This window comes from Arthrobacter sp. AG258, from assembly GCF_004364695.1.
GTDB lineage: Bacteria > Actinomycetota > Actinomycetes > Actinomycetales > Micrococcaceae > Arthrobacter.
The window spans coordinates 242,602-269,383 of the sequence record NZ_SOBI01000003.1 but is presented as its reverse complement, the minus strand read 5'-3'; the positions used below and the strand labels follow the sequence as shown (position 1 = coordinate 269,383).

General features: G+C 67.3%; 25 protein-coding genes. 12 read left to right on the top strand and 13 right to left on the bottom strand.

All coding sequences use genetic code 11. The annotated features are described in order from the left end of the window. Positions 1-68 precede the first annotated feature (68 nt). The gene (locus DFO47_RS07615) at positions 69-311 is read right to left on the bottom strand and encodes a hypothetical protein (RefSeq protein WP_018763287.1); all 243 of its coding nucleotides are present in this window, start codon (positions 309-311) and stop codon (positions 69-71) included. Between the two features lie 123 nt (positions 312-434). Then, positions 435-1,397, bottom strand: a complete 963-nt coding sequence (nac, locus tag DFO47_RS07610) for a nitrogen assimilation transcriptional regulator NAC (RefSeq protein ID WP_018763288.1) — start codon at positions 1,395-1,397, stop codon at positions 435-437. A 392-nt stretch (positions 1,398-1,789) separates the two neighbouring features. On the opposite strand from nac, the gene DFO47_RS07605 reads away from it, so the two are divergent. The 10 genes from DFO47_RS07605 (at position 1,790) to DFO47_RS07560 (ending at position 10,314) form a co-directional block, all read left to right on the top strand. Next, positions 1,790-2,575 carry a 5-oxoprolinase subunit PxpA gene (locus DFO47_RS07605; RefSeq protein WP_133831225.1) on the top strand — a complete coding sequence of 262 codons (786 nt, stop codon included), beginning with the start codon at positions 1,790-1,792 and terminating at the stop codon, positions 2,573-2,575. A 2-nt stretch (positions 2,576-2,577) separates the two neighbouring features. After that, positions 2,578-3,309 (top strand): carboxyltransferase domain-containing protein, encoded by a 732-nt coding sequence (locus tag DFO47_RS07600; RefSeq protein ID WP_018763290.1) that lies wholly within the window; start codon positions 2,578-2,580, stop codon positions 3,307-3,309. Next, positions 3,306-4,319, top strand: coding sequence for a biotin-dependent carboxyltransferase family protein (locus tag DFO47_RS07595; RefSeq protein ID WP_133831224.1), 1,014 nt, complete (start codon positions 3,306-3,308; stop codon positions 4,317-4,319). The genes DFO47_RS07600 and DFO47_RS07595 overlap by 4 nt, the downstream gene beginning before the upstream one ends. A 144-nt stretch (positions 4,320-4,463) precedes the next feature. After that, positions 4,464-5,219, top strand: a complete 756-nt coding sequence (locus tag DFO47_RS07590; RefSeq protein WP_018763292.1) for an SDR family oxidoreductase — start codon at positions 4,464-4,466, stop codon at positions 5,217-5,219. Positions 5,220-5,262: 43 nt separating this feature from the next. Then, on the top strand, positions 5,263-6,204 hold the full coding sequence (locus DFO47_RS07585; protein ID WP_133831223.1) for a 2-hydroxyacid dehydrogenase: 942 nt from the start codon (positions 5,263-5,265) through the stop codon (positions 6,202-6,204). Next, the gene (locus DFO47_RS07580; RefSeq protein WP_133831222.1) at positions 6,201-6,971 is read left to right on the top strand and encodes an SDR family oxidoreductase; all 771 of its coding nucleotides are present in this window, start codon (positions 6,201-6,203) and stop codon (positions 6,969-6,971) included. The genes DFO47_RS07585 and DFO47_RS07580 overlap by 4 nt, the downstream gene beginning before the upstream one ends. Next, on the top strand, positions 6,971-8,062 hold the full coding sequence (locus tag DFO47_RS07575; protein WP_133831221.1) for an L-idonate 5-dehydrogenase: 1,092 nt from the start codon (positions 6,971-6,973) through the stop codon (positions 8,060-8,062). The genes DFO47_RS07580 and DFO47_RS07575 overlap by 1 nt, the downstream gene beginning before the upstream one ends. Beyond that, the gene (locus tag DFO47_RS07570; RefSeq protein WP_133831220.1) at positions 8,059-8,601 is read left to right on the top strand and encodes a gluconokinase; all 543 of its coding nucleotides are present in this window, start codon (positions 8,059-8,061) and stop codon (positions 8,599-8,601) included. Before DFO47_RS07575 ends, DFO47_RS07570 begins: the two co-directional genes overlap by 4 nt. Positions 8,602-8,674: 73 nt before the next feature. After that, positions 8,675-9,271: a TetR/AcrR family transcriptional regulator gene (locus DFO47_RS07565; protein ID WP_133831219.1), complete on the top strand. Its 597-nt coding sequence runs from the start codon at positions 8,675-8,677 to the stop codon at positions 9,269-9,271. After that, entirely contained in the window at positions 9,268-10,314 is a 1,047-nt protein-coding gene (locus DFO47_RS07560) for a DMT family transporter (RefSeq protein WP_166651685.1), read from the top strand. The genes DFO47_RS07565 and DFO47_RS07560 overlap by 4 nt, the downstream gene beginning before the upstream one ends. Here DFO47_RS07560 and DFO47_RS07555 read toward each other — a convergent pair. Next, complete coding sequence (locus DFO47_RS07555) at positions 10,225-10,521, bottom strand: DUF3040 domain-containing protein (RefSeq protein ID WP_081624215.1); 297 nt, start codon at positions 10,519-10,521, stop codon at positions 10,225-10,227. The genes DFO47_RS07560 and DFO47_RS07555 overlap by 90 nt on opposite strands. Before the next feature lie 184 nt (positions 10,522-10,705). After that, a complete protein-coding gene (locus tag DFO47_RS07550; RefSeq protein ID WP_018763751.1) occupies positions 10,706-11,752 on the bottom strand; it encodes an aldo/keto reductase in 1,047 nt (348 codons plus the stop codon). Between the two features lie 285 nt (positions 11,753-12,037). Between DFO47_RS07550 and malQ the strand changes: the two genes are divergently transcribed. Further along, a complete protein-coding gene (gene malQ, locus DFO47_RS07545; RefSeq protein WP_133831218.1) occupies positions 12,038-14,257 on the top strand; it encodes a 4-alpha-glucanotransferase in 2,220 nt (739 codons plus the stop codon). Between the two features lie 81 nt (positions 14,258-14,338). On the opposite strand, the gene DFO47_RS07540 is transcribed toward malQ, so the two are convergent. Beyond that, on the bottom strand, positions 14,339-17,515 hold the full coding sequence (locus DFO47_RS07540) for an alpha-amylase family glycosyl hydrolase (RefSeq protein WP_133831217.1): 3,177 nt from the start codon (positions 17,513-17,515) through the stop codon (positions 14,339-14,341). Positions 17,516-17,691: 176 nt separating this feature from the next. Further along, entirely contained in the window at positions 17,692-18,738 is a 1,047-nt protein-coding gene (locus tag DFO47_RS07535) for a beta-propeller fold lactonase family protein (protein ID WP_133831216.1), read from the bottom strand. 189 nt (positions 18,739-18,927) lie between these two features. On the opposite strand from DFO47_RS07535, the gene DFO47_RS07530 reads away from it, so the two are divergent. Further along, complete coding sequence (locus tag DFO47_RS07530) at positions 18,928-19,770, top strand: putative protein N(5)-glutamine methyltransferase (protein WP_133831215.1); 843 nt, start codon at positions 18,928-18,930, stop codon at positions 19,768-19,770. Between the two features lie 180 nt (positions 19,771-19,950). Here DFO47_RS07530 and DFO47_RS07525 read toward each other — a convergent pair whose 3' ends face one another. From DFO47_RS07525 to DFO47_RS07495, 7 genes are all read right to left on the bottom strand, one after another. Beyond that, positions 19,951-20,352 carry a hypothetical protein gene (locus tag DFO47_RS07525; protein WP_109863649.1) on the bottom strand — a complete coding sequence of 134 codons (402 nt, stop codon included), beginning with the start codon at positions 20,350-20,352 and terminating at the stop codon, positions 19,951-19,953. Between the two features lie 125 nt (positions 20,353-20,477). Further along, positions 20,478-20,741, bottom strand: a complete 264-nt coding sequence (locus tag DFO47_RS07520; protein ID WP_018763745.1) for a GlsB/YeaQ/YmgE family stress response membrane protein — start codon at positions 20,739-20,741, stop codon at positions 20,478-20,480. 130 nt (positions 20,742-20,871) lie between these two features. Then, a complete protein-coding gene (locus DFO47_RS07515) occupies positions 20,872-21,705 on the bottom strand; it encodes an aldo/keto reductase (RefSeq protein WP_133831214.1) in 834 nt (277 codons plus the stop codon). Between the two features lie 99 nt (positions 21,706-21,804). Beyond that, on the bottom strand, positions 21,805-23,361 hold the full coding sequence (locus DFO47_RS07510; protein ID WP_133831213.1) for a long-chain fatty acid--CoA ligase: 1,557 nt from the start codon (positions 23,359-23,361) through the stop codon (positions 21,805-21,807). A gap of 40 nt (positions 23,362-23,401) precedes the next feature. After that, positions 23,402-24,598 (bottom strand): acetyl-CoA C-acetyltransferase, encoded by a 1,197-nt coding sequence (locus DFO47_RS07505; protein ID WP_018763742.1) that lies wholly within the window; start codon positions 24,596-24,598, stop codon positions 23,402-23,404. Positions 24,599-24,646: 48 nt separating this feature from the next. Continuing rightward, positions 24,647-25,903 carry an acyl-CoA dehydrogenase family protein gene (locus DFO47_RS07500; RefSeq protein ID WP_133831212.1) on the bottom strand — a complete coding sequence of 419 codons (1,257 nt, stop codon included), beginning with the start codon at positions 25,901-25,903 and terminating at the stop codon, positions 24,647-24,649. A 126-nt stretch (positions 25,904-26,029) separates the two neighbouring features. Continuing rightward, positions 26,030-26,746, bottom strand: a complete 717-nt coding sequence (locus tag DFO47_RS07495; RefSeq protein ID WP_109863646.1) for a TetR/AcrR family transcriptional regulator — start codon at positions 26,744-26,746, stop codon at positions 26,030-26,032. Positions 26,747-26,782 lie beyond the last annotated feature (36 nt).

Sequence of the window (26,782 nt, the reverse complement as noted above, 5' to 3'; positions counted from 1 at the left end):
GAGGCCCGGCGTTCCTTTCGGAACGCCGGGCCTTCTTGGCCGCCGGCGGTGCGGTGGTTCACGCCACCTCAGTTCATCCCCGGAAGAAGGTACGCAGGCGGCCCCACCTGGGAGTCGTCCAGGTACCACATGGTGGATCCCCGCTTGCCCGGCGGCATCATGCTGCCCTCGAAGACAAATACCGGATCCGAGGCTGCGCCGTCTTCGGCCCGCCAGAAGCCATTAGTGGGGCAATGCGAACCGGTGCTGGCCTTGAGCTGGATCCGTCGTTCAGAGGAATTCCGGTATTGCAGGCTGGTGATTTTTTTCATGCTGGGCTCCAAGGGAATCATTTGTGCCGGGTAAACGCCGTTGGCGAACCTTTATGGCTTTTATCCTAGGACGCAGTAAATTCCATGGATAAGACTAATGGAGCGTGACCTGATAAGGGCCGCTTATGACGCATCCGCGGCGGCGGAGGGTTTTTCGCTGGAAAGCGGCTGGTATTTGCTGCGCAGCATTTCCTGGAGCATTTCCTTCAGTACCAGCAGTACGGCGGAACCGGCCTCGGAGAGCGGTTCGTGGTCCGGAGTGCACAGCGCGATCTTGCACTGCAATGCAGGCCCGGTGATCCGCAGGACCCGGAAGTCCTCCTCGTGGAACAGTGCATCCGCGGCCGACTTGGGCAGGATGGTCGCACCCAGGTCGCTGCGCAGCAACCTGGTCAGGGACGGCACCGATTCCACTTCCCCCACCAGGTGCAGCGTGAGGCCCTTGCTGTCGAAGCCCGCCTCCACCACCTGGCGCAGGGTGTGGATCCGTTCGGGCAGGAACAGGCCCAGGGTGGCCGCCGCTTCCAGGGCGATGGTGCCGGCCCCTGGGTCCACCGGAAGCTCCCGCGCGGCGTTGACCACCAGGTACAGGTCCTCGACGATGAGGGTGGTGAACTGCACGCCCCGGATGGGCCCCGGTTCATAGATGAGGGCCATGTCCAGCCGCCCGTTCTTGATGGCCTCGCTGAGCACGCCGCCGTAAATCTCGGTCAGGTGCAGCACGATGTCTGGGTAGCGCCGTCCTACTTCGCGGATAATCCGCGGAGTGAGGCTTGAGGCCATGCTGTAGGGAGCGATTGCTATGGAGACGCGGCCTGAAGGTGCAGCTCCTGAAGCTGCCACATCGATCCTGGCCTGCTCCACCTGCCGCAGGATGGTCTGCGCATGCCGGTACAGGGTATGGCCGGCCGCCGTGGGCTCCACGCCCTGCTTGCTCCGGATCAGGAGCCGCTGCTTCAGCTCCGTTTCCAGGGCCGACACCTGCTGGCTCAGCGCCGGCTGGGCGACGTGGAGGGCGGCGGCCGCCTTCGTGATGCTTCCTGAGTCGACGATCTTCACGAAGTACGCCAGCTTCCGGGTGTCCATAGCGCTCCTCTTTTCCAGCCGGGGACGGCACAGCCTGCGGGGTCATACGTTGGCGCTATGGCGGGACAGGCAATACGTCTTTGTGTGATCCGAGTCTCGGGCATAGGTTAATTGCAGATGACTTTCCAATGACCAGAGCATTCTATCCCCACCCAAGCCATCACCGGTTTTGATGCCGGCATATGTTTTGTGCATAAGCAGGGAAACAATTTGCTGGAAAGCCCAGTCTTGGTGTCACTAAACATGGGCCGGTTGAATTTTTTGGGTCGCCAATGGCGCCTCAAAAGGTCATAACTGTTCCCTATAGCGTGATACCGCATTCGTCTTTGTGTGGCTCCAATCCCGATGCCACACTGATTTACACCCGCAGCACCAGCAGAGGAAGGCCCGCAATGCCCACAGTCGATCTCGTAGCGGATCTTGGTGAAGGTTTTGGCGCCTACTCGATCGGTGACGACAAAGCCCTGCTGGACATCGTGTCCAGCGCCAACATCGCCTGCGGCTTCCACGCAGGGGACCCTGACATCATGGACGCCACCGTGGCTGAATGTGTCAGGACGGGAGTCGGCATCGGCGCCCACCCGAGCTTCCCGGATCTTCGCGGCTTCGGCCGCCGCGCCATGGACCTCACGGCTGACGAAGTCCGCAACGACGTCATCTACCAGCTGGGTGCCCTGTCGGCGTTTGCCGCCTACCACGGCGGTACCGTCTCCCACCTGGCTCCCCACGGCCGCCTGGGCAACCTGGTGGCCACCCGTGCGGACTACGCCCGGGCTGTGGCAGATGCTGCCGCCCGGGTGGACCCGAAGCTGATCATCCTGGCGCAGGACGGTGAACTCGCCACTGCGGCGGCGGAGCGCGGCCTGCGGGTGGCCATCGTTGGCATCGCGGACCGCGCCTACCAGGATGACGGGACTCTGGTGCCGCGCAGCCGGCCCGGCGCCGTGATCCACGACCCCTCCGCCATTGTCCGGCGCACCGTGCGGATGGTGACCGAAGGACTCATCGAAACAGTCTCCGGCAGCCACATCGCCATCCATGCCGACACGGTGCTGCTCCACGGCGACAACCCGGGCGCCGTCGAACTTGCCCGCCTGGTCCGCAGCGAACTGGTCGCCGCAGGCGTCACCATCGCCCCGTTGGCACAGGTGCTCGCCGCAAAGCAAAAGGTTTCCTGACCATGGCCGCCGCAACGACAACCAGCCGGACAATGCTGGACATCTACGAGTCGGGCGACGCCGCCCTGCGTGTGGTGGCACAGTCCGGCGACGCAGAAACCAACTGGGCCACGGTCCACTCCCTGGCCGGCTGGCTGGCCAGCGTCGGCGTCGACGGCATCCATGGCGCCGTTCCCACGTACGACTCCGTCCTGGTGGAATTCGATCCCTACCTCACCTCCGCCCGCCAGGTCAGGGCGTTCATCCTCCTGGGGATGCGCCAGCTGGACTTTGTGGGCACCACCCTGCGCGAGCCGCGCCGCTTCGAGGTACCCGTCGTGTACGGGGGCAGCTACGGGCCGGACCTGGAAAGCGTGGCAGAGCACCAGGGCCTGGATGTCCAGGACGTGATCGCCCGGCACACGGCCAAGACCTACGTCATCCGCTGCCTCGGAGCGCCGGCAGGCTCGCCCATGATGGACGGACCAGACTTCCCGGTCCCCGTCCCCAGGCTCAAGGACCCGCGGCTCTCCGTACCCGCCGGTGCAGTCTCCGTGGCCGGACGCCAGGCCGTGATCGCGCCCGCCGTCGCACCAGGAGGCTGGTGTGTCATCGGCCAGACCCCCCTGACGGTCCTGGACGCAGCACGCGAACCACTGGTGCCCTACGTCCCCGGCGATGAACTGCGCTTCTACCGCATTCCAGCGGAGGACTTCGAAAAGTACGAGGGGCAGTTCCTGGAGGCCCGGCCATGACCGGGGCACTGATCGTCCTCCAGCCCGGACACTCTGTCGTCACCGACCTTGGCCGGACAAAGGGTCCTGCATTCGGACTTCCCGTCAACGGGGCCCTGGACCAGTTCTCGGCCAAGGCCGCGAACATCCTGGCCGGCAACGGGGACAACGATCCGCTACTGGAACTCACCGCCCTGGACTTCAGGATGCGCGCCACCACGGACCTGCTGATCGCCGTGACCGGCGCCCCGCTGGACCTCTCGGTGGGCGGCCGCGACTGCCCCCAATGGGAGCCCGTCTCCGTCCGGGCCGGCGAAACAGTGACGGTCCGCGGAATCCGCACCGGTCTCCGGGCCTACATCGCCGTCCGCGGATCCTTCACCGTCCCCACGCTGCTGGGCAGTTGCGCACCGGACACGGTGGTGGGCTTCGGACTGAAACTTGTTGAAGGCACCATGCTTGCAACGCAAAAGACCACCGCACCCATCACCCAGCCGCACTTCGGCCTGCCCCTGTTCCGGCTGGGGCTGGCAAAGCCGGAATTCACCACCCACCCGGTCATCGACGTCACCGACGGACCGGACGTAGCCGAATTCGGCGACACCGCAGACCTGCTTTTCACCACGCAGTACACCGTGAGCCCCCGAAGCAACCACATCGGACTCCGGCTCGGCGGCGCACTGCCCGAACGCCAGCTCACCTCCGAGGTCCTCTCCCGCGGTGTCCCGGTGGGGGCCATCGAGGTTCCGTCCCGGGACGAACTGCTGGTCCTGCACCGGGGACGCGGCGTTACGGCGGGCTATCCGGTCCTGGGGGTCGTCACGAGCCGCTCCCTGGATGTCCTGGCGCAATCCAGGCCTGGACACACCGTCACCTTCAGAAAGACAACCGTGGCTGAAGCAACAGCCATGCACCGCGCAGCCTGCCTGGACCTGGACAGACTCCGGAACACCGTGAACACGGTCTTCGGACTAATCGGGGTCCGCGCCGGCCAGCGCTGGCACGAACTCAGCCCGGCGTCAGGAGCCTGAACATCATGAATGCCCGTCCAGCCGCCCAGGACCGCACCCACAAACTGCCGCGCGATCCCTAACCCCTGCCAACCGGGGGGGGCCACAACGTCCAGTCCATTGCCGGACCTAAAAGCCCCGCCACCTACCACTTTTGGAGTCCCTGTGCCTTTTTCCGACTACACCACAGCCCTCGTCACCGGAGCGTCCACCGGCATGGGCGCGGCCATCGCCGAGCGTCTCGCCAAGCGCGGACTGACCGTCCACGCGGTGGCCCGCAACGAGGAACGCCTCGCCGAACTGGCCGACCGCACGGGAGCAGTCCCGCATGTGGTGGACCTGACCGACACCGCCGCCCTGGCCGGCGTCGTCCGCGACCTCAAGGTGGACGTCCTGGTCAACTGCGCCGGCGTCTCCCGGACAGGCAACATCCTGGACTCCTCCGAGCAGGACATCGACGAACTCATCGACGTCAACCTCCGCGGCCTGCTGCAGCTCACGCGGCTGGTGCTGCCCGGCATGGTGGAACGGGATTTGGGCCATGTGGTCAACATCAGTTCGATCGCCGGGCTCTACAACTTCTACGGCCACACCGCCTACCACGCCACCAAGGCCGCGGTGCACCAGATTTCCCGGCAGTTGCGCAACGACACGGTCGGCAAGCGCATCCGCGTCACCGAAATCTGCCCCGGCCGGGTGGAAACCGAAATCTTCGGCCGCAACCTGGGCGGCAGCCCCGAGGCCATGGAAGAAGCCTGGCAGACCTACTACGAGGGCTACGAATCACTCACCACGGACGACATCGTCAATGCCCTTGATTACGCCATCGAAACCCCGCGCCACGTCAACGTTGGCATGCTTGAACTCATGCCCACCTTCCAGGTCCCGGGTGGCCTCACCTTCGACCGCCGCGACGCATAACGATCCCCGCAGCACCTTCCCACCAACCGATAGGCCTTCAACGATGCAGCACGTACAAACCGTCAGTTTCCCCGAACCCCAGCTCCTGGCGGAATTGTCCCCGCTCCCGGAGGGACTGACGGGAGTGGTTTGGGACATGCAAGGGGCCCCTGACGAGGCCCACGGAAGCATCGACGGGGTCATCCTGCCGTACCTCAATGCCGGCGCCGTGCTGGGTTCCCTTGGCAGCGTCCCGGACCTGAAGTTCGTGCAAACACAGTCAACAGGGTTCGACGGCGTCCGCGAGGCAGCAGGTCCGGCCGCCGGGGTGGCAAACGCCTCGGGCGTCCATGCGGCTGCCACCGCGGAGCTGGCCGTTGGCCTTATCCTCGCCAAACTGCGGGGCATTGACCAAGCTGTCCGGGACCAGCAGGTGGAGAACTGGGCCCCGCAACGGCGGCAGTCCCTGGCCGACAGGCGCGTCCTGCTGCTGGGCATCGGCGGAATCGGGAAGGAGCTGGCCCGCCGCCTGGAGCCCTTCGAAGTCACACTGACCCGGGTGGGAAGCGCCGCACGGACCGATGCGGACGGCCAGGTCCACGGTCCTGATGAACTCGCAGCGCTCGCCGCCGGCCACGACATCCTGGTCTCCGTCCTTCCCCTCACCGAGGCGACCCACCACCTGGTGGGAGCCGAGGTCCTGGCCGCCCTGCCGGACGGCGCCCTGGTGGTCAATGTCGGACGCGGCGCCGTGATCGACACCGACGCCCTCACGGCTGAAGTGGTGTCCGGCCGCCTGCACTGCGCCATCGACGTCGTCGATCCCGAACCGCTGCCCGCCGGCCACCCGCTCTGGTCGTCGGAGAACGCCCTCATCACTCCGCATGTTGGCGGCAACGCGTCAGCGTTCGAGCCGCGGATCCTCAAACTCCTGAAACGGCAGCTTGAGGCCCTCGCCGCCGGCGAAACCCCGGTCAACCTGGTGCAGCAGGGACCGTTCGCATGAGCTCCCTGTTTGACCTCACCGGCCGCGTCGCATTGGTCACCGGCTCCAGCCGCGGCATCGGTTCCTCGCTCGCCCGGGCGTTGGCCGACGCCGGTGCCACGGTGGTGCTGAACGGCGTCAACCCGGAGCGGCTCAAGGAAGCCGAAGCCGCGCTCGCCGCCGACTTTCCGGCCGGCCGCATCGCAAGCATCGCGTTTGACGTTACCGACGGTGATGCGGCAGCCCGGGGTATCGCGTGGGTCGAAGAGCATGTGGGTCCGTTGGAGATTCTGGTGAACAATGCCGGGATCCAGCACCGGGTGCCGATGCTGGATCTTGAGGTGGCGGATTGGGAGCGGGTGATTTCCACGGACCTGACCAGTGCGTTCCTGGTGGGGCGGGAAGCGGCCCGGCACATGATTCCGCGGGGCCGGGGCAAGATCATCAATATCTGTTCGGTGCAGACGGACCTGGCCCGCCCCACGATTGCCCCGTATGTTGCGGCCAAGGGCGGGCTGCGGAACCTGACCCGGGCCATGACGGCCGAGTGGGCCGCGTCCGGTCTGCAGGTCAACGGGATCGCGCCGGGGTATATCCATACGGAGATGACGCAGAACCTGGTGGATGACGAACAGTTCAATACCTGGATCCTGGGCCGCACCCCGGCCCGCCGCTGGGGCACGCCGGCGGATCTGGCCGGGCCGGTGGTCTGGTTGGCTTCGGACGGGTCGGATTTCGTGAACGGGCAGACCATTTTCATCGACGGCGGAATGACGGTGGTGGTCTGATGCCCGCGAACACACCCGTCCAGCCAGGGGCCCACATGCTGCCCGGCTCCGGGCCGGCCGTGGTGGCCCACGCCGCGGGGGACCTCCGGGTCGATGAGGTCCCGCTGGCCCGGCCGGCGGATGACCAGGCCGTCGTTGAGGTCTTGTACGGCGGGATCTGCGGGTCGGACCTGCATTACTGGCTGCACGGTGCGGCCGGGGAATCCATCCTGAAGGCGCCCCTGGTGCTGGGCCACGAAATCTCCGGTGTGGTGGTCCGCGCCGCCGCCAACGGCCAGGGGCCGCAGCCCGGAACCGCCGTCGCCGTCCACCCCGCCACCCCGGGTCCGGGCGCGGCCAGGTATCCCGCGGACCGGCCCAACCTCTCACCCGGGTGCACGTACCTGGGCAGCGCCGCCCGCTACCCGCACACCGACGGCGCCTTCAGCCGGTACGTGAACCTGCCCGTCCGGATGCTGCGGGCCCTGCCCGAGGGCATCGACCTGCGCACGGCCGCCCTGGTCGAACCCGCGTCCGTGGCCTGGCACGCGGTCTCCCGGGCCGGGGACGTGGCCGGGAAGACCGCGCTGGTGATCGGGTCCGGCCCCATCGGTGCCCTCGCTGTCGCGGTCCTCAAACGCGCTGGAGCCGCGCACATCACCGCTGTGGACCTCCATCCCAAACCCCTGGAGATCGCCCGGGCCGTCGGCGCGGACCAGGTCATCAACGCCGCAGACACCGAAACGATCGCCGCCGTGGAGGCCGATGTCGTGATCGAATCCTCCGGCAACCACCACGGACTGGCCTCCGCCATCCGCGGCGCGGTCCGCGGCGGGACCGTGGTCATGGTGGGGCTGCTGCCCACCGGCATGCAACCGCTACCCATCTCGCTGGCCATCACCCGCGAACTGGACCTCAAAGGCTCCTTCCGCTTCAACGACGAAATCGACCAGGTCATCGCGGCGCTTGCCGACAGGTCCCTGCACATCAACCCCGTCATCACCCACCAATACCCCGTGGAGGACGCCCTGCACGCCTTCGAAATCGCCAAAGACTCCACCAACTCCGGCAAAGTCCTCCTCAGCTTCGCCGGGAACGGGGAGGGGCGGTGAGCGCCCCGTTGCCTCCCCTGGTGGTGATGGGCGTGTCCGGTTCGGGGAAATCCACCATGGGCTCCCTGCTGAGCCTGCGCCTGGACATGCCGTTCTTCGATGGCGACGATTTCCATCCGGCCGCCAACAAGCAGAAAATGGGCGCCGGCATACCGCTCACGGACGCTGACAGGGAGCCCTGGCTTGGCACGTTGGGGGAGTTGCTTGCAGGAAAGGCCGACGGCGTCACGACAGTCCCGCCGATCGTCGCCTGCTCAGCGTTGAAGCGCCGGTACCGGGACCTGCTGCGCAGCGCTGCGCCGGATGTTGTGTTCATCCACCTGACCGGAAGCACAGGCACCATTGGCGCGCGGATGGAAGCCCGCGCCCATGAGTTCATGCCGCGGACCCTGCTGGAATCCCAGTTCGCAGCCTTGGAGGAACTGGACCAGGATGAGGCCCACGTCCTGGCCGATATCACCGTGCCCCCGGAGCTCCTGGTGGAACGGCTGGCCACGGAGCTCCAAGCCCTGTCCGCACGGGCGGTCCGCACCGCCTGATCCACAAACGGGTATCCCGCGTGGCGGTGGCGGTAGGTAGACTGGTCTACCTACCGCCACCGCAAGGAGCCCCATGCCTATGCCAAGCACCCAGGCGACCAGCCGGCGTCCCGCCCGGGAACTGCTGCTCGACGCCGCCGCCCGCCTCTTCTATGCCCGCGGCATTGCAGCAACCGGGATCGACACGATCACTGCCGAGGCGGGCGTTGCCAAAAAAAGCCTCTACAACAACTTCACGTCCAAAGCGGACCTCGTGGCCGCCTACCTGGAATCACGGCATGAGGAGTGGCTAGGGCTTTACCGGACGCGGCTGGAAAAGGCCGGGACCCCGGCGGAGCGGGCACTGGCGGTCTTCGACGCCTACCTGGACCACGCACATGCCGCCTACCGGCACGGATTCCGCGGCTGCGGGCTGCTCAACGCGGCGGCTGAACTGCCCGCAGGGGATCCGGGGCGGACTGCAGTGCGGCTCCACAAGGAGGAAGTCCAGGATCTCCTGGCCCGGCACGTCACGGACCTGTTGCCCGGGAGGGAGGGCCAGGCGCCCGCCGTTGCCGCCCACTTGGCGTTCCTCCTCGAGGGTGCCATGGCCAGGGCAGGCCTGGAGGGCGGCGACCCGCCGCTGCGGCAGGCCCGGGCCATCGCCGCGCAACTGTTGGACGCGCTGTGAACTCCTCCCCACGCCGCCCGGCGCCGCCATGGGGAGCGTTGTCCGTGGTGGCGGCGTCCGTCCTCTGGGGGACCACCGGGACAGCAGCCACCTTCGCGCCGGATGTAAGTCCCCTGGCCATCGGCGCGGTGGCCATGGGGGCGGGCGGGTTGCTGCAGGCTCTGTACGCCGCACGGCACATTGCCAGCCGGCCGGCCGGCCTGTTCCGGCGGTGGAGACTGGTGTTGTTGGGGGCGGCAGCGGTGGCTGTCTATCCCTTGGCCTTCTACAGCTCAATGCACCTCTCCGGCGTGGCCGTGGGAACTGTGGTCTCCATCGGCTCGGCCCCCATCGCGGCGGCCCTCATCGAGCGGGCGGCGGACAGGAATCCACTGCGCCGGCGGTGGATTGCCGGGGCAATGCTCGGAGTGGGTGGAGCGGCGCTCCTTTCCTTTGCCGGGCATGGCCCTGCCGGGCCCGCCGCCACGGATTCCTGGACCACCACGGCGGGAGTGGCCCTGGGACTGCTGGCCGGCAGCACGTACGCCCTGTATTCCTGGGCAGCCCACCGCCTGATCGGGGACGGTGTCACACCCAGGGCGGCCATGGGCACGGTCTTTGGCCTGGGCGGGCTCTTCCTGATGCCGGTCCTTGCCCTGACGGGCGGCCCACTCCTGGCCTCCTGGTCCACGGTCGGCGTCGGCGCCTACATGGCGGTGGTGCCGATGTTCGCCGGCTATCTCCTGTTCGGCTGGGGCCTTGCCCGGGTGGGGGCGAGCACGGCCACCGGCATCTCGCTGCTCGAAACGGTGGTTGCCGCCGTACTGGCGGTATTCGTAGTGGGTGAACGGCTTCCGGCGCTCGGCTGGCTTGGCGCCGCCGCGGTCCTGGCCAGCCTGTTCATCCTGGCGCCGCGCACCCGGGCCGTACCAGGGCCGGCAGCAATCCCGGGTCCGCGCTCACCAGCGGCGCCGTCAGGCGGTGGGCTGCCGCCGCGCGCTCCTGTTCAACCCGATGGGGCCCAGCAACAGGCAGGCGCCCAGCCCCAGCAGCAGGATTCCTAGCACCACCGCGCCCGGCGCCGGCAGACCTGCCCCCGCCAGGATCAACACCAGGCCGATGACCGCCACCGCCAATCCCGGGAGGAGAGCTGTGGGGAAACGGCGCGCTGGATAGCCGGACAGCAGTTCCATGGCCAGATGGGGATCGTCCGCGATCAGCCCCAGTTCCAGCTCCTTGAGCAGGCGTCGCTCCTCATCGGACATTGGCATGGCAGCCCCTGTATTCCCTGGGAGGCGGTTTCGCTATCGACCGTAGAAGTCTTCTACCGCTTAGTCAATAGTTTCCCCGGCGGCCCGCCCCGCCCGCCCCGCCGTCCCGCCCGCCGGTGTCGTTCGACGCCGGGCCGTGACGGTGCTGCCGGACGGTGACCGTGCTGCCGCGCCCGTGGGCCCGCTACCGGCGTCGTAATTCGGCGAACTCGATGGACGGGACAATTGCCCCGGCGTCCCGCTCCACGAAGTTGGTCCCCGGCGGAACCAGATCGTCGATGGCGTCCAGGACCGTCTCGCCCAACTGGACATCCGCGGCGCGGAGGTATGCCTGGAGGTGTTCCTCGCTGCGCGGGCCGATGATTACGCTGCTGATCGCGGGGTGGGTCAGGGCGAAGCCGACGGCCAGGTCCACCAGGGGCATCTCCAGCTTGTCCGCCAGCCGGGCCAGGGAATCCGCTGCCAGCAGCTTCCGCTCGCTGGAGGGCCCGGAAATGTCGTACCGCCCCGGCAGCGTGTGCACCCGGGTGGGCGGCTTCCCCGAGTCAAGGACGAAGCTGCCGGAAAGCCAGCCGCCGGCCAAGGGTCCGTACGCCAGCACGCCCAGCCCGTACTGCTGGGCGATGGGCAGCACGTCGCGTTCGTTGCCGCGGACCAGCATTGAATAGGGAACCTGGTTGCCCAGCGGCGGAATCAGGTGGTTGGTGGTTGCCAGCCACTGCGCTTCGACGAGCTGCGCCGGGGTAAACACCGACGTGCCGTAGTAGAGGATCTTGCCCTGGCGGATGAGGTCGTTGAGGGTGGTGATGGTTTCCAGGACGTCGGTGTTGTAGTCCGGCCGGTGCGCCTGGTACAGGTCGATGCGGTCCGTCTGCAGCCGGCGGAGGCTGCCCTCGACGGCCTGGGTGATCCAGCGGCGGGAGTTGCCCGAGTGCGCCGGATTGGGGCTCATCTGGCCGTGGAACTTGGTGGCCAGGAAGACGTCATCCCGCCGGCCGCGCAGTGCCCTCCCCACCACCTGTTCGGACTCGCCCTGAGAATAGACATCGGCGGTGTCCACCGCCGTGATGCCGGCATCAAGCGCCGCGTGGATGATGCGGATGGCCTCATCCGCGCCGGTGGGGGCGCCCGGCGGCCCACCGGTTCCTTCGCCAAAGTTCATGGTGCCAAGGGTGAGCGGGCTGATAGGGGTGCCTGACCGTCCGAACACCCGCAGTTCGCTAAGGCTCATCTCCGGTCTCCTCCATATAGTTGCCGCGCCGTGGATCGTCATGACGCTACACAGATTCCCCGGACGGCCGCAGAATTCCGCCTTAGTCCTTCTCTTTTCGTCGCATGGAGTAACCGGAGCGCCGCAGGATGACGTTTTGTGGCGGCCGCCGCCATCCGCGGCCCGGGTTTCGCCCCGGCTGCCCCCTGCAATAATCTGAACCAACGGTTGTGCACTGGGGTGTCAGCTCCCGGGGCAACAGGCAGCACTGTAAGTTCGGGACCATCACAGACGAGGCGGACACCCATGACGGCTTCAGACCAGCAGCACGCACCACGGCCAAACATGCCCGCAGACCCTCCCGCCGCCCAGGCGCCGGTGGATCCGCACCTGCTCCAGCAGTTGGCGGATGCGCACGGGGTGGGCACGTCCTTCCAAGGCTGGGACGGGCTCCCGCACTCCGTGGCCGCGCCAACGCTGATCAAGGTGCTCGCCGCCCTGGGTGTGCAGGCCCACACGAACCAGCACATCGAAGCTGCCCTGGCGGAAGCGGAACTGGCGCCATGGCGGCGGATGCTGCCGCCCGCCGTCGTCATCAAGCAGGGTGAGCCCGCCCAGGTTCCGGTCCATGTCCGGGACGGCGCAACGGCCCGGCTGACGGTCGCCCTCGAAGGCGGCGCAGGCTCACTCGAGGCGGCCCAGGAGGACGTCTGGGTCCAGCCCCGGGACGTCGACGGCATCCCCACCGGACGCGCCACCTTTTCCCTGCCGCCGGATCTCCCGCTGGGCTGGCATACCCTGCACGCCGACTCCGAGGGCGCCACGGCCACTGCCACGCTGGTGGTGACGCCGGCGCGCCTGGACACGGCGGCGCCCCTGATGGAGCGGCGCGGCTGGGGCCTGGCCACGCAGTTGTATTCGGTCCGGTCCAAGCGCTCGTGGGGCATCGGCGATTTCGCGGACCTGGCGGACCTGGCGGCGATCAGTGGCGGGCGCGGCGCCGATTATGTGCTGGTCAATCCCCTGCATGCGGCGGAACCGGTGCCACCCATCCAGCCCTCGCCCTATTCCCCGTCCACGCGGCGGTTCTTCAACCCGCTCTACATCCGTATTGAGGCGGTCCCCGAGCTTGCCTACTTGCGGCCGCGGAAACGGGCGGCGCTGGAAAAGCTGCACGAGGAAGTCGCCGGGCTGAACAGGGACGGGGCCCGGCTGCACCGCGATGCCGTCTACGCGGCGAAGCTGCAGGCGCTGGAAATGCTGTACCACACCCGGCGCTCGCCGGCCCGGCAGGCGGCGTTCGACGAGTTCTGCCGTATCTCCGGCAGCGGCCTGGACGACTTTGCCCTCTGGTCCGCCATCAGGGAGGACCTCGCGCCGGACGATCCGCTCTGGACAGACCCGGCCTGCGCCATCGGAACCCGCGAGGCGGAGGCACTGCGGGAGAAATTGGCGGACCGGATCGGTTTCCACCGCTGGCTTCAGTGGATCTGCGACGAACAGTTGGAAGAAGCGCAGCAGGCAGCCTTGCGCTCCGGAATGCGGCTGGGAGTGGTGCACGACCTCGCCGTAGGGGTTGACCACAGCAGTGCCGACGCGTGGACGCTGCGCGGCGTGCTGGCGCCGGCCACCAGCGTGGGCGCGCCGCCGGACATGTACAACCAGCAGGGCCAGGATTGGGGCCAGCCGCCATGGCACCCCACCCGGCTTGCAGAAACCGGCTACGAGCCGTTCCGCAACATGCTCGCCACCGTGCTCAGGCACGCCGGCGGCATCCGCGTTGACCACATCCTGGGCCTGTTCCGGTTGTGGTGGATCCCTGCCGGCAACGCGCCGGGGGACGGCGCCTACGTCCGGTATGACCATGAGGCCCTGATCGGCATCCTCGCCCTCGAAGCGCACCGCGCCGGTGCCGTGGTGATCGGGGAGGACCTCGGAACCTTTGAACCGTGGGTGCGTGACTACCTCGCTGCCCGCGGCATCCTGGGCACGTCCATCCTGTGGTTCGAGTACGACGGCGACTCCCCGCTAGCGCCCGAAAAGTACCGGACGCAGGCACTCGCCAGCGTCAACACGCACGACCTCCCGCCCACCGCCGGCTACCTCGCAGGTGACCACGTGGCGTTGCGGAGCCGTCTTGGCCTGCTGGAGCGCTCCGAGGAGGACGAGCGGGCCGAACACAATGCGTCGCTGGAAAAGATGTTCGCCCTGCTGCGCGAACGCGGTTATCTCACCGAGGCGAACACCACCGGACCGGGCGAACCCGGTGCCGAGGCGAACACCATCGAGGCGCTGCACCTTCTGCTGGCCCAGGCGCCCTCGGTGCTGCTCGGCGTGGCCCTGGTGGATGCGGTGGGGGAGCGGCGGGTCCAGAACCAGCCCGGGACCACCGAAGCGCTGTACCCCAACTGGCAGGTGCCTTTGGGCGGCCCCGACGGCAAACCGGTGTTCCTGGACGACCTTCCGGCCAACAAGAGGTTCAACTCGCTGCTCGCGGTGGTGGACGGGGCCCTGCGCGGATCCTGACTGGTGTTCATTGACGAAGGGCCCCGCCGCTGGGTGAACTGCCCGGGAAGCGGCGGGGCCCTTCGGTGTTGCCGGCGAACGCTAGCCGGCGGTCATCACATGGGTGAAGTGGTCGTAGCGGAAGGTGACCGGGCCGCCGTCGTGCTTAAACACGATGTTGGCGCCAGGCGTTGCCCCGCCCGCTCCGTAGCTGACGTCCCATGACTTGTTGAGGGCGGCCTTGAACTCGTAGCTTCCCGCCGGGAGGTCCGGGATGGACAGCTTCCAGAGGAGGTCGGCCGGGTCCAGTACCAGCTGCGCCTGGGCACAGGACGGCTCCCAGTCCGAGGCGCAGCCCAGCTCGCTGTCCATGCTTCCGGCGGCTGCCACGGCGGCCGGCTGCTGCGACGCGTAGACGGCGCTGAGCAGGTGGGTGCTGTTGTCATAGCGGAACGTGACCGGGCCGCCGGGGTGGTCCAGCACGATGTTCTGCCCGTTGAGCTGGCCGTCTGCGCCGTAGTTTTCGTCCCAGCCGCCGTTGAGCGCTGCCTTGTATTCGTACTTCCCGGCCGGCAGGTCCACGGTCAGCCGCCAGATCCGGTCCGCCGGGTCCAGGACCATCTTTGCCTGCGGGCAGGCCGGATCCCACTGCGCGGTGCAACCCATGGCCTGGTTCAGTGATCCGGCCACCGTGACCGAGTCGGGCTGCGCGGCCTGGCCCACCAGGACAGTCCTGGTGCCGCTGGTGACGTTGAAGCCGGCGCCGGTCATCGCCGCCCGGTATTGGACCTTGGTACCGTCCGCGAGTCCGGAGACGTCATCAGTGGCCGAGTACACGGGCGAGGACGAGTCGGTGCCCACCGACGTCCAATCCCCGCCATTGACGCTGCGCTCGAAGGACACCACATGGCTTGCCTTCTCCGGGTCAGCCGTGGCGCTCAGCTCCACTTTGCCCTCGGCGCTGCTGCCTTCGGCAGGCTTCTGGAGGGTCAGCACGGGCGCGGGAACGTTGGTGGAGCGGCCTTGGCTGGTGGCTGTGTGGCCGCCGTTGTCCAGCACGGTGGCGCGGTATTCCAGCGGTGTCCCGGCATCCAAGGCCGCCACGTCGTGGAACACCTGGTACGGGGCGGTGTCGTCCGTCCCGATCGGCTCCCAGCTGCCGCCCGCCGTCCTGGCCTCGAAGGTGACCTCGTAGAACGACGTACCATCGACGTCGGCCGTCACCTGGATGCGCCCGTTGTCACTCGTGGCTGCTGCCGGCTGTTGGAGGGCGACGGCGGGAGCGGCCTTTGAGTGCGGAATGCGGCCTGAGGATTCGTAGACGACGGCGGAAAGCGGCGGGACGGTCACCGTCAGTTTGGCGTCGTCAGAGGTTTTGGCTTCATTGGCGCCTTCGCCGTAAACGCGCGTGTAGCTGCGCTTGGCGATGTAGGTGGGAACGTCCGCCGTCCGGGCCTGGGCGCTGTTGTTCAGTGCCACCACGTATTCGCGCTGGTCCTGGGCGTCCGTGCGGGAGAAGGCGTAGATGCCCGGGCCGTCGGAGGCGTAACGGTTTTGGTGTGCGCCGTTCCGCAGCGCCGGGTGCTCCTTGGTGAGGGCTGCAAGCTCCCGGATCTTGGCGTACAGCGGGTGGCTTGGGTTGAAGTTGTCGGTGGCGTGGGTGGCGTCCGTGCCCAGCAGGTCGTCGTCGAGGTAGTCCGGAACTTTGCTGGCGAAGAGCGTCTGCCGGGCATCCTGGTCACCGCCCGGTCCGGTGAAGCCCTGTTCGTCGCCGTAGTACACCACCGGGTTGCCGCGCGAGAAGTACATCAGCTCGTGGGCCAGTTCGTCCCGTGCCACCTTCTCGGCGTCGCCTGCGGCGGGGTTGTCCTGGCTGATGAAGCTGCCGATGCGGCCCATGTCGTGGTTTCCGAGAAAGGTGGGCAGTTCGTAGACGTTGGAATCGGCGTCGGTGTACCAGTCATCGCCGGCGAAAAAGGCCTGGAGTCCTTTGGCGTCCTGGCTCTTGGACGCGAAGTTGCGGGCGGCATCCTGGAACGGGAAATCCAGGACTGCCTGCATTTTGTTGCGGGTGGTGAACTGGGAGGTGAAGCTCTTGCTGGTATCGAACACCTCGCCGAACATGAAGAATTCGTCCTTGCCGTGTTCCTTGGCGTAGCTAAGGACCTTGGGGCCGAATTCCTGCCAGAACTCGTTGTTCACGTGCTTCATGGTGTCGATCCGGAAGCCATCCACGCCAAAATTGCCGATCCACGATGTGTAGATGTCTTCCATGCCGTGCACCACCGTGGGGTTTTCGGTGAAGAGGTCATCGAGGCCGAAGAAGTCGCCGTACATGGAGTCCTCGCCGGTGAAGGTGGTGTCGCCCCGGTTGTGGTAAAGCGTGGGATCGTTCAACCAGGCCGGTACTTTGAGGTTTTCTTCGCCGGGCGCCAGGACCGGCTTGTAGGGGAACGATGTCCCGGCATCCAGCTGCGGGAAGGTCCCGGTGCCGGCGTAATCCCGGTCATCAAACGGTTGGCCCGAGGCAGTTTTGTACGGTGCGGCGTCCTTGGATACGTAGCCTTTGCGGTCGCCCTCTTCGTAGCCGATGACGTCCGCCGTGTGGTTGGTGATGATGTCGAAGTAGACCTTCATGCCGCGGGCGTGTGCCTCGTCGATGAGCGCCTTGAGTTCATCGTTGGTGCCCAGGTGCGGATCGATCTGGGTGAAGTCGGTGACCCAGTAACCGTGATACCCGGCCGACTTGTCCTCCGGCTGGACTGCCTTGTTCTTGAAGCTGGGCGTCAACCAGATGGAGGTGGTGCCCAGGCCCTGGATGTAATCGATCTTGTTGCGCAGGCCGGCCAGGTCGCCGCCGTTGTAGAAACCCTTCTTGGTGGGGTCGAAGCCGGACACCATGGGATCCGGGCCCAGGCCGCCCTGGTCGTTGGCGGTGCTGCCGTTGTTGAACCGGTCCGCCATGACAAAGTAGAAGTTTTCGTCGGTCACGGGGCCGCGCAGCGAATGCAGTGCCGGAGCGGAGCCCGGGTTCTTGGGTCCGGGACCCTTGATGCCGGGCGCCGCCTGGGCCGGAAGGACCGCGATGCCTGCGGCGAGTGCCGTTGCCAGCAATGCGGCGGCGGACCGGGCAGCGGTGAGGTGGATTGCGGAAGTTGGCCGGGATGCGGCGCGGCGGGACCGTTTGTTCCGCCGGGACGCAGCGACGTGCTGGGATGCTGCCGGAGTGCCCGGCAGGTGGGCGCGTGGGGGCGCGCCATGGGGGGTGCGGAATAACAAGGGTGAGACCTTCCTGGGAAGCAGCGCTGCTGTACAGGCGTGCCGTTGACATGGGGATGCGGCAGGAGAGCTCGAAAGGGCAGCTTGCTGTCCTTGTGAACCAAGTCACAACTGTAAGCGCTTGCACCGGATTACTCCAGCGTTTGGGGAAGCTGGCGTTCGCTGGTGCCTTGCTGTTAACCGGCGTTTATGAGGGCGGTGGGTGACGGGGTGGAAAGGCGGTGCAGGACCGGGCAGGGGATGCCGCTGGCGGGGTCCAGGTCAAATGTGGCGATGTTGTCCGACCGTTCGTGGGCTACGTGCAGCCGGTTTCCCCGGACCAGGTGGTGCCGGGGCCAGTCACCGCCACTGGGGACGTCTTTGACGGGGATGAGTTCCGTGCCGCCTTCTGTGACGGCCAGGACGCTGATGATGTTCGAGCCGCGGACACCGGCATAGGCGAACCTGCCCTGGGGGCCGAGGCAGATCTCGGCCGCGGAATCGCTGTCCTTGCCACCGCTCGCTGTGGCCGGTCCGCTGAATATCAGTTCGTAGGTGCCAGCGTCCGCGCGGACCACGAAGACCTCCACGGAGTATTCGGACACGATGAAAACGGCGCCGGTGTGGTGCTGGACCATATGCCGGGGACCGCTGCCGCGGGGGAGGACCACATGATGGTCGGGCACCAGCCCGGTTCCCGGCACATAGTTCCAGATACGGAGCACGTCATGGCCCAGGTCGGTGGTCATGATGCGGCCGTCCTGCAGCACCAGGCCGGCGTGGGCGCGGCTTTGCCTGGAGCTGCCGGGGGCCGTGCCGGCGTAGGGATCCACCGATGGTGCGCCGGGGAACCGCCCGGTGATGGCGCCGTCGTTATCCAATTCGTAGAGGAGGACCTGACCGTCACCCCAGCACGCCGCAGTGAGGAACCGCCCGGCCGGATCCACGGCGACATGGCACGTGGCCTCGCCGGCCGGTTGGGGCTGTCCGTGCGGCTCCAAACCGAAATTGCCCCGGCGGCGGTAGGCCCGCACTTCCTGGCGGTGCTCGGCGGCCGCGTACACCACCGGCTGAGTTGGGTGGACGGCCACGAACGACGGCGATGGGGCCTCGACGGCCGTGCCCAGCCATTCAAGGCTTCCGTCCTGGCGCGTGCCCACCGCGCCGATGCCGCTGGCACGGCCGCCTGCGTCGTCGGTGTAGCTGCCGATCCAAAGAGCGCTGCTGGCTGTGCCGGTGGTCATGGTTACATCCTTTCAACACTTGGCCCCATTTCCCTGCATCGGGCTGGCCGTTAGCATGGGGAAGTCCGGCTGTTGCAGCAGGCGACGATGCCGTCTTCTGCAGTTTTCGATGTCCACCGCATGCCGGTCCAAACTGGTGGCGGACGGTGTCGGTGAGTGTTCCCGCTGATTCACCTGAGAGGCGTCGATATGCCAGATCCTGAATCAAGCGCTGTTGACAGCCACCCCACCCGGGCCTTCGACCACATCGTCACCCTCCTGCGCTCCGCCGGCTGCGTTTTCGCCGAGGAGGAGGCCCGGCTGCTGCTGTCGGACGCGTCCGGGCCTGCGGAGCTCGCGCTGAATGTGCAGCGGCGCGTTGAAGGGGTGCCGCTGGAGTACGTGCTGGGCTGGGCGGAGTTCGCGGGCCGCCGCATTGTTGTCGAGCCCGGGGTTTTCGTACCGCGTCGCCGTACTGAGCTGCTGGTCAACCACGCTGTGGCCCTCTTGTCCGGCACTTCCCCGGCGGTAGCTCAGGTGGTCGTCGACCTGTGCTGCGGGTCCGGCGCCGTGGGGGCTGCCATCCTCTACGCGCTGCCCGGTGTGGAGCTGCACGCGGCCGACATCGACGCCACAGCCGCACGGTGTGCGATGCGAAACATCGGGCCGCTGGGCGGCCGCGTCCATCGGGGCGATCTGTTCGAGGCACTCCCTTCCTCGCTGCACGGCCGGGTCGGGCTGTTGGCCGTCAACGCGCCCTATGTGCCCACCGGGGCCATCAGGACCATGCCGCCCGAAGCCCGGCTCTACGAGCCGGTGGCTTCACTGGACGGCGGCGAGGACGGGCTGGACTTCCACCGCCGCGTTGCCGCCGGCTCCATCGAGTGGCTCGCGCCCGGGGGACACTTGCTGATCGAAACCAGTGAACGCCAGGCGGCCGGCACATCTGCAATCCTGGCTGCGGCCGGGTTCCGGACGCAGACGGTCCGCTCGGAGGACTTGGACGCGACGGTGGTGGTGGGGCGCGCCCTGCCCGGGACCAGCCGGGGCTAAGTGCTGTCGCGGGCAGGAATTCTGCCTAAGGAAGTGACCCCGCCACGCTTAAGACGATGCCGGCCGCCGCGTCCCCCAAGGATCGCGACGGCCAGCAAGGCGATTCAGTTGTAGCACAACACTGGCCGGCTGTGCTTGTCACACGGCCGCAGCGCTAAATGCAAACAAATAGACCTGGAGTCAGGCCTTTCCTGCGGTCGCGTCCGAGGTGCCAAGGTTGGTGGTCTCCGGGTGGGTGCTGTGGGCGGGAATGTGGTCCTCGCCCAGCCCCGCCGCACTCTCAGCCGGTGGGGTGCCGGTAACGGTGGCGGAGGTCCGGCTCCCGTCGGAGGCACCCTCGCGGTGCAGTGCCGAGCCAACCACAGTGCCTGCCCTGCGGGCGGCTTCGCCGAGCTGGTCGGCCACTTCAGGGGCCTTTTCCTTGACGGCCTCCGTGGCTGCTGCCACCTTGTCCTGAACCGGCTTGCTGTCCCACAGGCCGGCCGCGCGGGCCTTCAGCTTGTCATACGCTGCACGGCCGGACCGTGAGCCGAGAACGTAGCCGACAGCCACGCCCACACCCAAAAGAAGCTTGTTTTTCATGATGAACTCCTGCTCTGCGAGAGGGTTGTCAGTTCCGGCATACGCGGGGGCACCCGTTGCCGGAGAAAATGAAAGCCGGCCTGGGGAGGGTGTCCCCAAGCCGGCTTCCTGGCTTGCCCGAGCTGTTAGCGGGCGCTGCGCCGAGTGACCATGCCGTAAATGGCAAGGACGATCAGCGAGCCGACGATCGCCAGCAGCCACGTCTGGATGGAGAAGAACTCCTGCAGTCCACTGCCGAAGATCATTCCGCCCAGCCAGCCGCCGAGGAGCGCGCCAACAACGCCCAGGATCAGCGTGACGACCCAGCCGCCACCCTGCCTGCCCGGGAGGATCGCCTTAGCGATCGCACCAGCGATAAGTCCGAGAATCAGAAATGCAATAAATCCCATTTGTTGCTCTCTTCCTAGGTAGAGGAGGCCTCCGGGTCCCGGAGGCACTTCATCCTTCTGGCTCAATAGTAATCATGCTTACTATCTATTTGCCAACCTGTTTTTTGGAAAAGTGCTGTCCAGGCTGTTCTTAATGCCCGGTTTTGTCGGAATCGTTGCCGGCGCCGGGACCCTCGTCCAATACCGAAAGTTCCGCTAGATCCTGCGGATCCAGGGCGAAATCGAACACGTCCAGATTCTCCCGCATCCGCTCCGGGGAAGAGGTCTTGGGAATCGTTACCAATCCGTTTTGTATGTGCCATCGCAGGACCAGCTGGCCGGATGTTTTCCCGTGTTTTTCCGCCAGTTGCGCCAGAATGGGGGCACCCAGCAAACCCGCTCCGGATCCGCCCAATGGGCTGTAGGATTCCGTGACGATCCCGTGCCTGGCATGGAATTCGCGCTCAGCGGTCCGGGTAATTGCGGGGCTGAGCTGGACCTGGTTGACCGCGGGCACCACGTCCGTCTCCGCCATCAGGCGCTCCAGGTGCGACGGCTTGAAGTTGGACACCCCAATGGACCTGGCCTTCCCCTCCGCCTGCAGCCGCTCGAACGTCTGCCAGGTGGAAATATATTGGTCCCTGCCCGGGAGGGGCCAATGGATCAGCAGAAGGTCCACGTACTCCAGGCCCAGGCGTTTCAGCGAGCCTTCCAGTCCTGAGACGGCGCGGTCGTGGCCCTGGAACTCACCGTCGAGCTTGGTGGTGATGAAGAGCTCGCTGCGGTCCAGTCCGCTCGCCCGGATGCCGTTGCCCACGCCGCGTTCGTTGCCGTACTTCACGGCGGTATCGATGTGCCGGTACCCGGCTTCCACGGCATGTACGACGGCGGCAGCCACCTGGTCGTCGTCCAGCGGCCAGGTGCCAAGGCCCATTTGGGGAATGCTGTTGCCGTCATTGAGGGGGATGAGCGGTGCAAGTGTCATGGCATCAGTCTGCCCTGAATCGGCCGCGGCGGTGCCTTCGTCCATGAGGTTTCGGGGGAAGCTTTGGGGTTTGTCCTCCGGTGTGCCGGTCCCGCGGGCTTAGCCGGCGTCCCCGGCCAGTTTCCGCTTGAGGATCTTTCCACTTGGTCCGAGGGGCAGTTCGGAGAGGATCCTGACCACCCGCGGGTACTTATAGGCCGCCAGCCGGGTGCTGGCGAACTCGACCAGCTCGGATTCGGTGACGGCGGCTCCCGGGTCCAGTACGATTGCGGCCGCGATCTCCTGCCCATGCATCTCGTCCGGAATTCCGTAAACGGCGGCGCTGACCACGGCCGGGTGGGTCAGCAGGACTTCCTCCACCTCCCGGGGATAGACGTTGTATCCGTTGCGGATGATCATGTCCTTCTTGCGGTCCACGATGGTGAGGTAGCCGTCGTCGTCCTTTGTCCCAAGGTCGCCGCTGCGGAACCAGCCGTCCACCACGGCTTCTGCCGTTGCCTCCGGGCGGTTGAGGTAGCCCTTCATCAGCAGGTGTCCGCGGATCACGAGCTCGCCCAGTTCCCCGTTGGGCAGCAGTTCGATGCTTTCCACCGTCTCGGGACGGGCGATCTCGATGTCCACGCCCCAGATCGGGACCCCGATGGTTCCCGGCCGGGGAGGGGTGCCCACGTGGTTGAAGGCGGCCACCGGGGAGGTCTCGGTGAGGCCGTAGCCTTCATGGATTTCCACCCCAAAGACGTCGCGGAACCGGTCCATCACGGCCAGCGGAAGGGAGGCCCCGCCGGAGATGCCGTACCGCAAGGCCGCCGGCCGTTCAGGCGCTGACTTGGCGGCTTCCAGGAGAGCCACGTACATGGTGGGCACGCCGAGGAAGATGTTCACGTCGTGCTTTACCAGCAGCTGCAGGGCGTCTGCGCCGGTGAATCGCGGCATCAGGACGATCGTGGCGCCGGCGCGGAGTCCCGTGTTGAGGACAACGGTCTGGCCAAAGGTGTGGAACAGGGGCAGTCCACCGAACAGGACGTCGCCGGGCCGGAAGTCCATCACGCTGGTGAGCAGGACGCTGGTCTGTTCCACCAGGGCGAAGTGCGTGCCCAGCGCCCCTTTCGGTTTGCCCGTGGTGCCCGAGGTGTAAAGGATGGTGGCCGTGTCCGAGGGGCGGCAGGGTTCATAGGTCCGGATGGGGTCGGCGGCGGCGGCCTCCGTCTCCAGCCGGGGGAACCCGTCGTCGTCCGGTGCCAACACCGTCACCACGTCCACTCCGCTGGCGGCAGCACCCGCCGCACCCTCGGCCAGGAGCGGGGCAGCGCAGATCAGCAGCCCGGCCCCGCTGTCCTGCAGGACATATTCGATCTCACGGGCCTTGAGCAAGGCGTGCACGGGGACCACGATGGCGCCCAGGGACAGGATGGCGTAATAAACCCGCGCGAAGTCCGGAACGTTGGGAATGAGGACGGCGACGGCGTCTCCCGAACCTATGCCGCGGGCCCGCAACGCTCCGGCGTAGGCGCGGGTCTGGCTCCACAGGTCCCGGTAGCTGACCTGGTCCTCACCGACGACGAGGGCAACGCTGTCCGGGGTCCGGTGTGCCGATTCGGCCAGGATGGCGGCGACGGAGATGGTGGCAAAACCGTCGGCGGTGCTGGTGTTGGTCATGGCCTGCTTCCTTGGTGGGAGGGACTCGCTGGTGAAAGGGTCAGGCTTTGAGGATGAGGGCGTCGCCTTGGCCGCCGCCCCCGCAGAGGGCTACGACGCCGGTGCCGCCGCCACGCCGTTTCAGCGCCAATGCCTGGTGCAGCACCAGGCGGGCGCCCGAGGCGCCGACGGGGTGGCCCAGGGCAATCGCCCCGCCCTCGGCGTTGACCGTTTCGGCGTCGATTCCAAGATCGTTCGCGGACTGGATCAGGACCGAGGCGAAGGCCTCGTTGATTTCCACCAGGTCGAGGTCCTGCGTGCTGAGGCCCTCGACCTTGAGGGCACGCTCGATGGCCCGGGCGGGCTGGGAGTGCAGCGATCCGTCCGGGCCTGCAGTCTGGCCGTGTGCGCCGATCTCGGCGATCCATTCCAGCCCCGCGGCGATGGCGGCGGCCTTGCTGGCAATCACCAGCGCCGCCGCGCCGTCGGACAGGGGCGACGCCGAGCCGGCGGTGATGGTGGCTGCGGCATCCTTTGAGAAGGCAGGCCGGAGCTGCGCCAGCGATTCGGCCGTGGTGTCCGGCCGGATGCCCTCGTCGTGCTCAAGGGTCACGGCGGGGCCCTTGCGCTGCGGTACCTGGATCGGCGCGATTTCCTCTGCCAGGGCACCGGAAGCGCGCGCCGCTTCGGCACGCTGGTGCGAGCGGGCGGCCACGGCGTCCTGCTCGGCACGGGTGATCCCGCGCTCAACATTTCCGGCGTCAGTTGCCTCGCCCATCAGTTTGCCGCTCACCGGATCCTGGAGCCCGTCATGGTTCAGGGAGTCCAGCATGGGGGCATCGCCGATGACGACGCCGGCGCGCAGCCCGGGGACCAGGTGCGGCGCATTGGTCATGGACTCCTGGCCGGCGGCGACAATGAAGTCGGCTTCGCCGGTGCGGATCATCCGGGCGGCATCAATGACTGCCGTCAGGCCGGACAGGCAGAGCTTGTTGATGGTGATGGTGGGAACGTCCCAGCCGATGCCGGCGGCCAGGCTGGCCTGCCGCGCCGGGCCCTGGCCGGCCCCGGCCTGGATGACCTGCCCCACGATGACGGCTCCGATGAGTTCCGGGGCAACGCCCGTCCGTTCCAGCGCCGCCCGGATCGCGTGGGCGCCCAGCTCGCTCGAGGAGAAGGGGGTGAGGCCGCCGCGGAACCTGCCAAAAGGTGTCCGGGCGCCGCCGAGGATGACGGGGATGTTGGCGTTCTGGTTCAAGAACAGTCCTTTCGGGACGATGGGGCTGCCAAAGTCAGCCGGTAAGGGTCAGGCGAAGGCGGAGACACCTGTGATGCCGCGGCCGATGATCAGGGCCTGCACGGTTTCGGTGCCTTCGTAGGTATGAATCGCTTCGATATCGGCCAGGTGCCGGGCCACCCGGTTGGCCAGCAGGATGCCGTTGCCGCCCAACATGTCGCGGGCATTGGAGGCGATCCCGCGGGCCGTCCGGGTGCAGGTGTACTTGACCAGCGAGGCCTGCTCCGGGGTCAGCGTTCCGGCTTCGTCGAGCCGGGTCATCTGCACCACCATGAGCTGCATGGTGGCCAGTTCGCTGAGCATCCGCGCCAGGCGCTCCTGGATGATCTGGGACGCGGCCAGCGGCCGGCCGAACTGCTTGCGCTGCTTGGCGTACTGGACGGCTGTCTCGTAGCAGGCCGTGGCATGCCCGACGGCGGACCAGGCCACGCCGAGCCGGGTCGCCAACAGGACGCGGGCGGTGTCCTTGAACGTGCGTGCGCCCGGCAGGACGTTGCTTTCGGGCACGAAGACGTTCTCCAGCCGGATGTGGGCCTGCCAGATGGCGCGAAGGGCCAGCTTGCCCTCGATCCTGGTGGCGGCGTAGCCGGGGGAATCCTGGGGGACCAGGTAGCCGTGCACCTGGCCATCGTCGCCGCGCGCCCAGACAACGCTGACCCCGCCGATGGAGCCGTTGCCGATCCACTTCTTTTCGCCATTGAGCAGGAATCCGCCGTCAGTGCGGGTTGCCGTGGTTTCCAGGGCTACGGAGTCGGATCCATGGGTGGGCTCTGTGAGGGCAAAGGCTGCGTACTCGGTTCCGCGGGCGATCGCGGGCAGCCAGCGTTCCTTCTGCGCCTCGGATCCGCACTCGGCGACGGACCGCAGGGCGAGGCCGCCCTGGACCGCGATCATGGTGGCCACGGATCCGTCCCCACGGCTGATTTCCATGTTCACCAGTCCGGCGGCCATGCTGCTCATCGGTTCGAAGCCGTCCACGGCGGTGCCGTCGCGGAGCAGGTCCAGTTCGCCGAGGCGGTGGAGGAGGTGGAGCGGGTACTCGCCGCGCTCCCAGTAGCCGTCAATGACGGGGAGGACTTCCTCCTGGACGAAGCGGCGGGCGCGGTCCCAGTACTTCCGGTCCTCGGCGTTGATGCCGGCGAAGACGGCGGCGGGATCGGTGCCGAGGGCCTCGGTGAGAAGGTACTCGGGTTCCACCGTCCCGGCCGGGAAGTCCGGCGCACCGCCAGTGACGGTGGGTGCTGGGCTGGGCGACGTCGTCGTCATGTCTGCATCCTCTGGTTCAGCGGCGGCTGCGGGCCGCCCGGGTGATGTGGCTCATGCCGCATCGACTAAGAATGCACTGAAACGCAGTTCCACGTCAAGAAACTCCGTACCAGATACGGCTGGGCGTCAGGGCAAGGCATCGCGGACCGCCCGGGCGATGGCATCCTTGTCTGCCGGGCCGGCGAGCACGGTGACGACGACGGTGGCCGCCTTTTGCTCCGTGGCGTCAACAGGGGCGCCGGGTCCGAGGAGGGTTGGCCGGAACGTTTCGGCCAAGGCCGCGAGTTCACGGGCGAGGGCTGCCGCCCTGTCAGGCTGCCCGGATTCCCCGGCCGCGAAGGGCGCGCGAAGCCACTGCCGCAGGAAGGCGTTGTGCACGGCCACTACGGCTGCGGCGAAGGCAACGGCCGCGTACTCGCGGCGGCCGTCCCTGGGCAGGGTGTCGTTGAGGTACCGCAGGAAGGCCCGCTCATACCGGTGGGAGGTGACCAGCTCCCGGTCCCGGAGGGCCGGCACCGCCTGCAGGAGCCCGTACCGGGCCAGGGACGTTGCGCGGTTCCGCAAGTGGTGGTCGAACACCAGGAGCGCGGCGTCCGCGACGGCGGCCAGTGGCTCCAGCCGTGAGTCCGCCAGCCGGGTGTTCACCTGCTGCAGGATGCGCTCGTGGTCAGCGAAGACCACATCCTCCTTGGATCCGAACCTCCGGAAGAACGTGCTGCGGCTCATGCCCGAGGCCTCCGCGAGTTCCTCAACAGACGTTGCATCGAAACCCTGCTTTGCCAGGAGTTCGATGGCGGCGGCGACAGGCCCGTCGGCAGGATGGCTTGGAGGGGGTGGGGTCATGCGCCGAAATCTAGCACAGCGGCACTGTGGCCGGCC

Bases quoted from the DNA above. Each gene is read 5' to 3' on its own strand.
- DFO47_RS07615 (WP_018763287.1), bottom strand. From the start codon at position 311: ATGAAAAAAATCACCAGCCTGCAATACCGGAATTCCTCTGAACGACGG.
- nac (WP_018763288.1), bottom strand. From the start codon at position 1,397: ATGGACACCCGGAAGCTGGCGTACTTCGTGAAGATCGTCGACTCAGGA.
- DFO47_RS07605 (WP_133831225.1), top strand. From the start codon at position 1,790: ATGCCCACAGTCGATCTCGTAGCGGATCTTGGTGAAGGTTTTGGCGCC.
- DFO47_RS07600 (WP_018763290.1), top strand. From the start codon at position 2,578: ATGGCCGCCGCAACGACAACCAGCCGGACAATGCTGGACATCTACGAG.
- DFO47_RS07595 (WP_133831224.1), top strand. From the start codon at position 3,306: ATGACCGGGGCACTGATCGTCCTCCAGCCCGGACACTCTGTCGTCACC.
- DFO47_RS07585 (WP_133831223.1), top strand. From the start codon at position 5,263: ATGCAGCACGTACAAACCGTCAGTTTCCCCGAACCCCAGCTCCTGGCG.
- DFO47_RS07580 (WP_133831222.1), top strand. From the start codon at position 6,201: ATGAGCTCCCTGTTTGACCTCACCGGCCGCGTCGCATTGGTCACCGGC.
- DFO47_RS07575 (WP_133831221.1), top strand. From the start codon at position 6,971: ATGCCCGCGAACACACCCGTCCAGCCAGGGGCCCACATGCTGCCCGGC.
- DFO47_RS07565 (WP_133831219.1), top strand. From the start codon at position 8,675: ATGCCTATGCCAAGCACCCAGGCGACCAGCCGGCGTCCCGCCCGGGAA.
- DFO47_RS07555 (WP_081624215.1), bottom strand. From the start codon at position 10,521: ATGCCAATGTCCGATGAGGAGCGACGCCTGCTCAAGGAGCTGGAACTG.
- DFO47_RS07550 (WP_018763751.1), bottom strand. From the start codon at position 11,752: ATGAGCCTTAGCGAACTGCGGGTGTTCGGACGGTCAGGCACCCCTATC.
- malQ (WP_133831218.1), top strand. From the start codon at position 12,038: ATGACGGCTTCAGACCAGCAGCACGCACCACGGCCAAACATGCCCGCA.
- DFO47_RS07535 (WP_133831216.1), bottom strand. From the start codon at position 18,738: ATGACCACCGGCACAGCCAGCAGCGCTCTTTGGATCGGCAGCTACACC.
- DFO47_RS07530 (WP_133831215.1), top strand. From the start codon at position 18,928: ATGCCAGATCCTGAATCAAGCGCTGTTGACAGCCACCCCACCCGGGCC.
- DFO47_RS07525 (WP_109863649.1), bottom strand. From the start codon at position 20,352: ATGAAAAACAAGCTTCTTTTGGGTGTGGGCGTGGCTGTCGGCTACGTT.
- DFO47_RS07520 (WP_018763745.1), bottom strand. From the start codon at position 20,741: ATGGGATTTATTGCATTTCTGATTCTCGGACTTATCGCTGGTGCGATC.
- DFO47_RS07515 (WP_133831214.1), bottom strand. From the start codon at position 21,705: ATGACACTTGCACCGCTCATCCCCCTCAATGACGGCAACAGCATTCCC.
- DFO47_RS07510 (WP_133831213.1), bottom strand. From the start codon at position 23,361: ATGACCAACACCAGCACCGCCGACGGTTTTGCCACCATCTCCGTCGCC.
- DFO47_RS07500 (WP_133831212.1), bottom strand. From the start codon at position 25,903: ATGACGACGACGTCGCCCAGCCCAGCACCCACCGTCACTGGCGGTGCG.
- DFO47_RS07495 (WP_109863646.1), bottom strand. From the start codon at position 26,746: ATGACCCCACCCCCTCCAAGCCATCCTGCCGACGGGCCTGTCGCCGCC.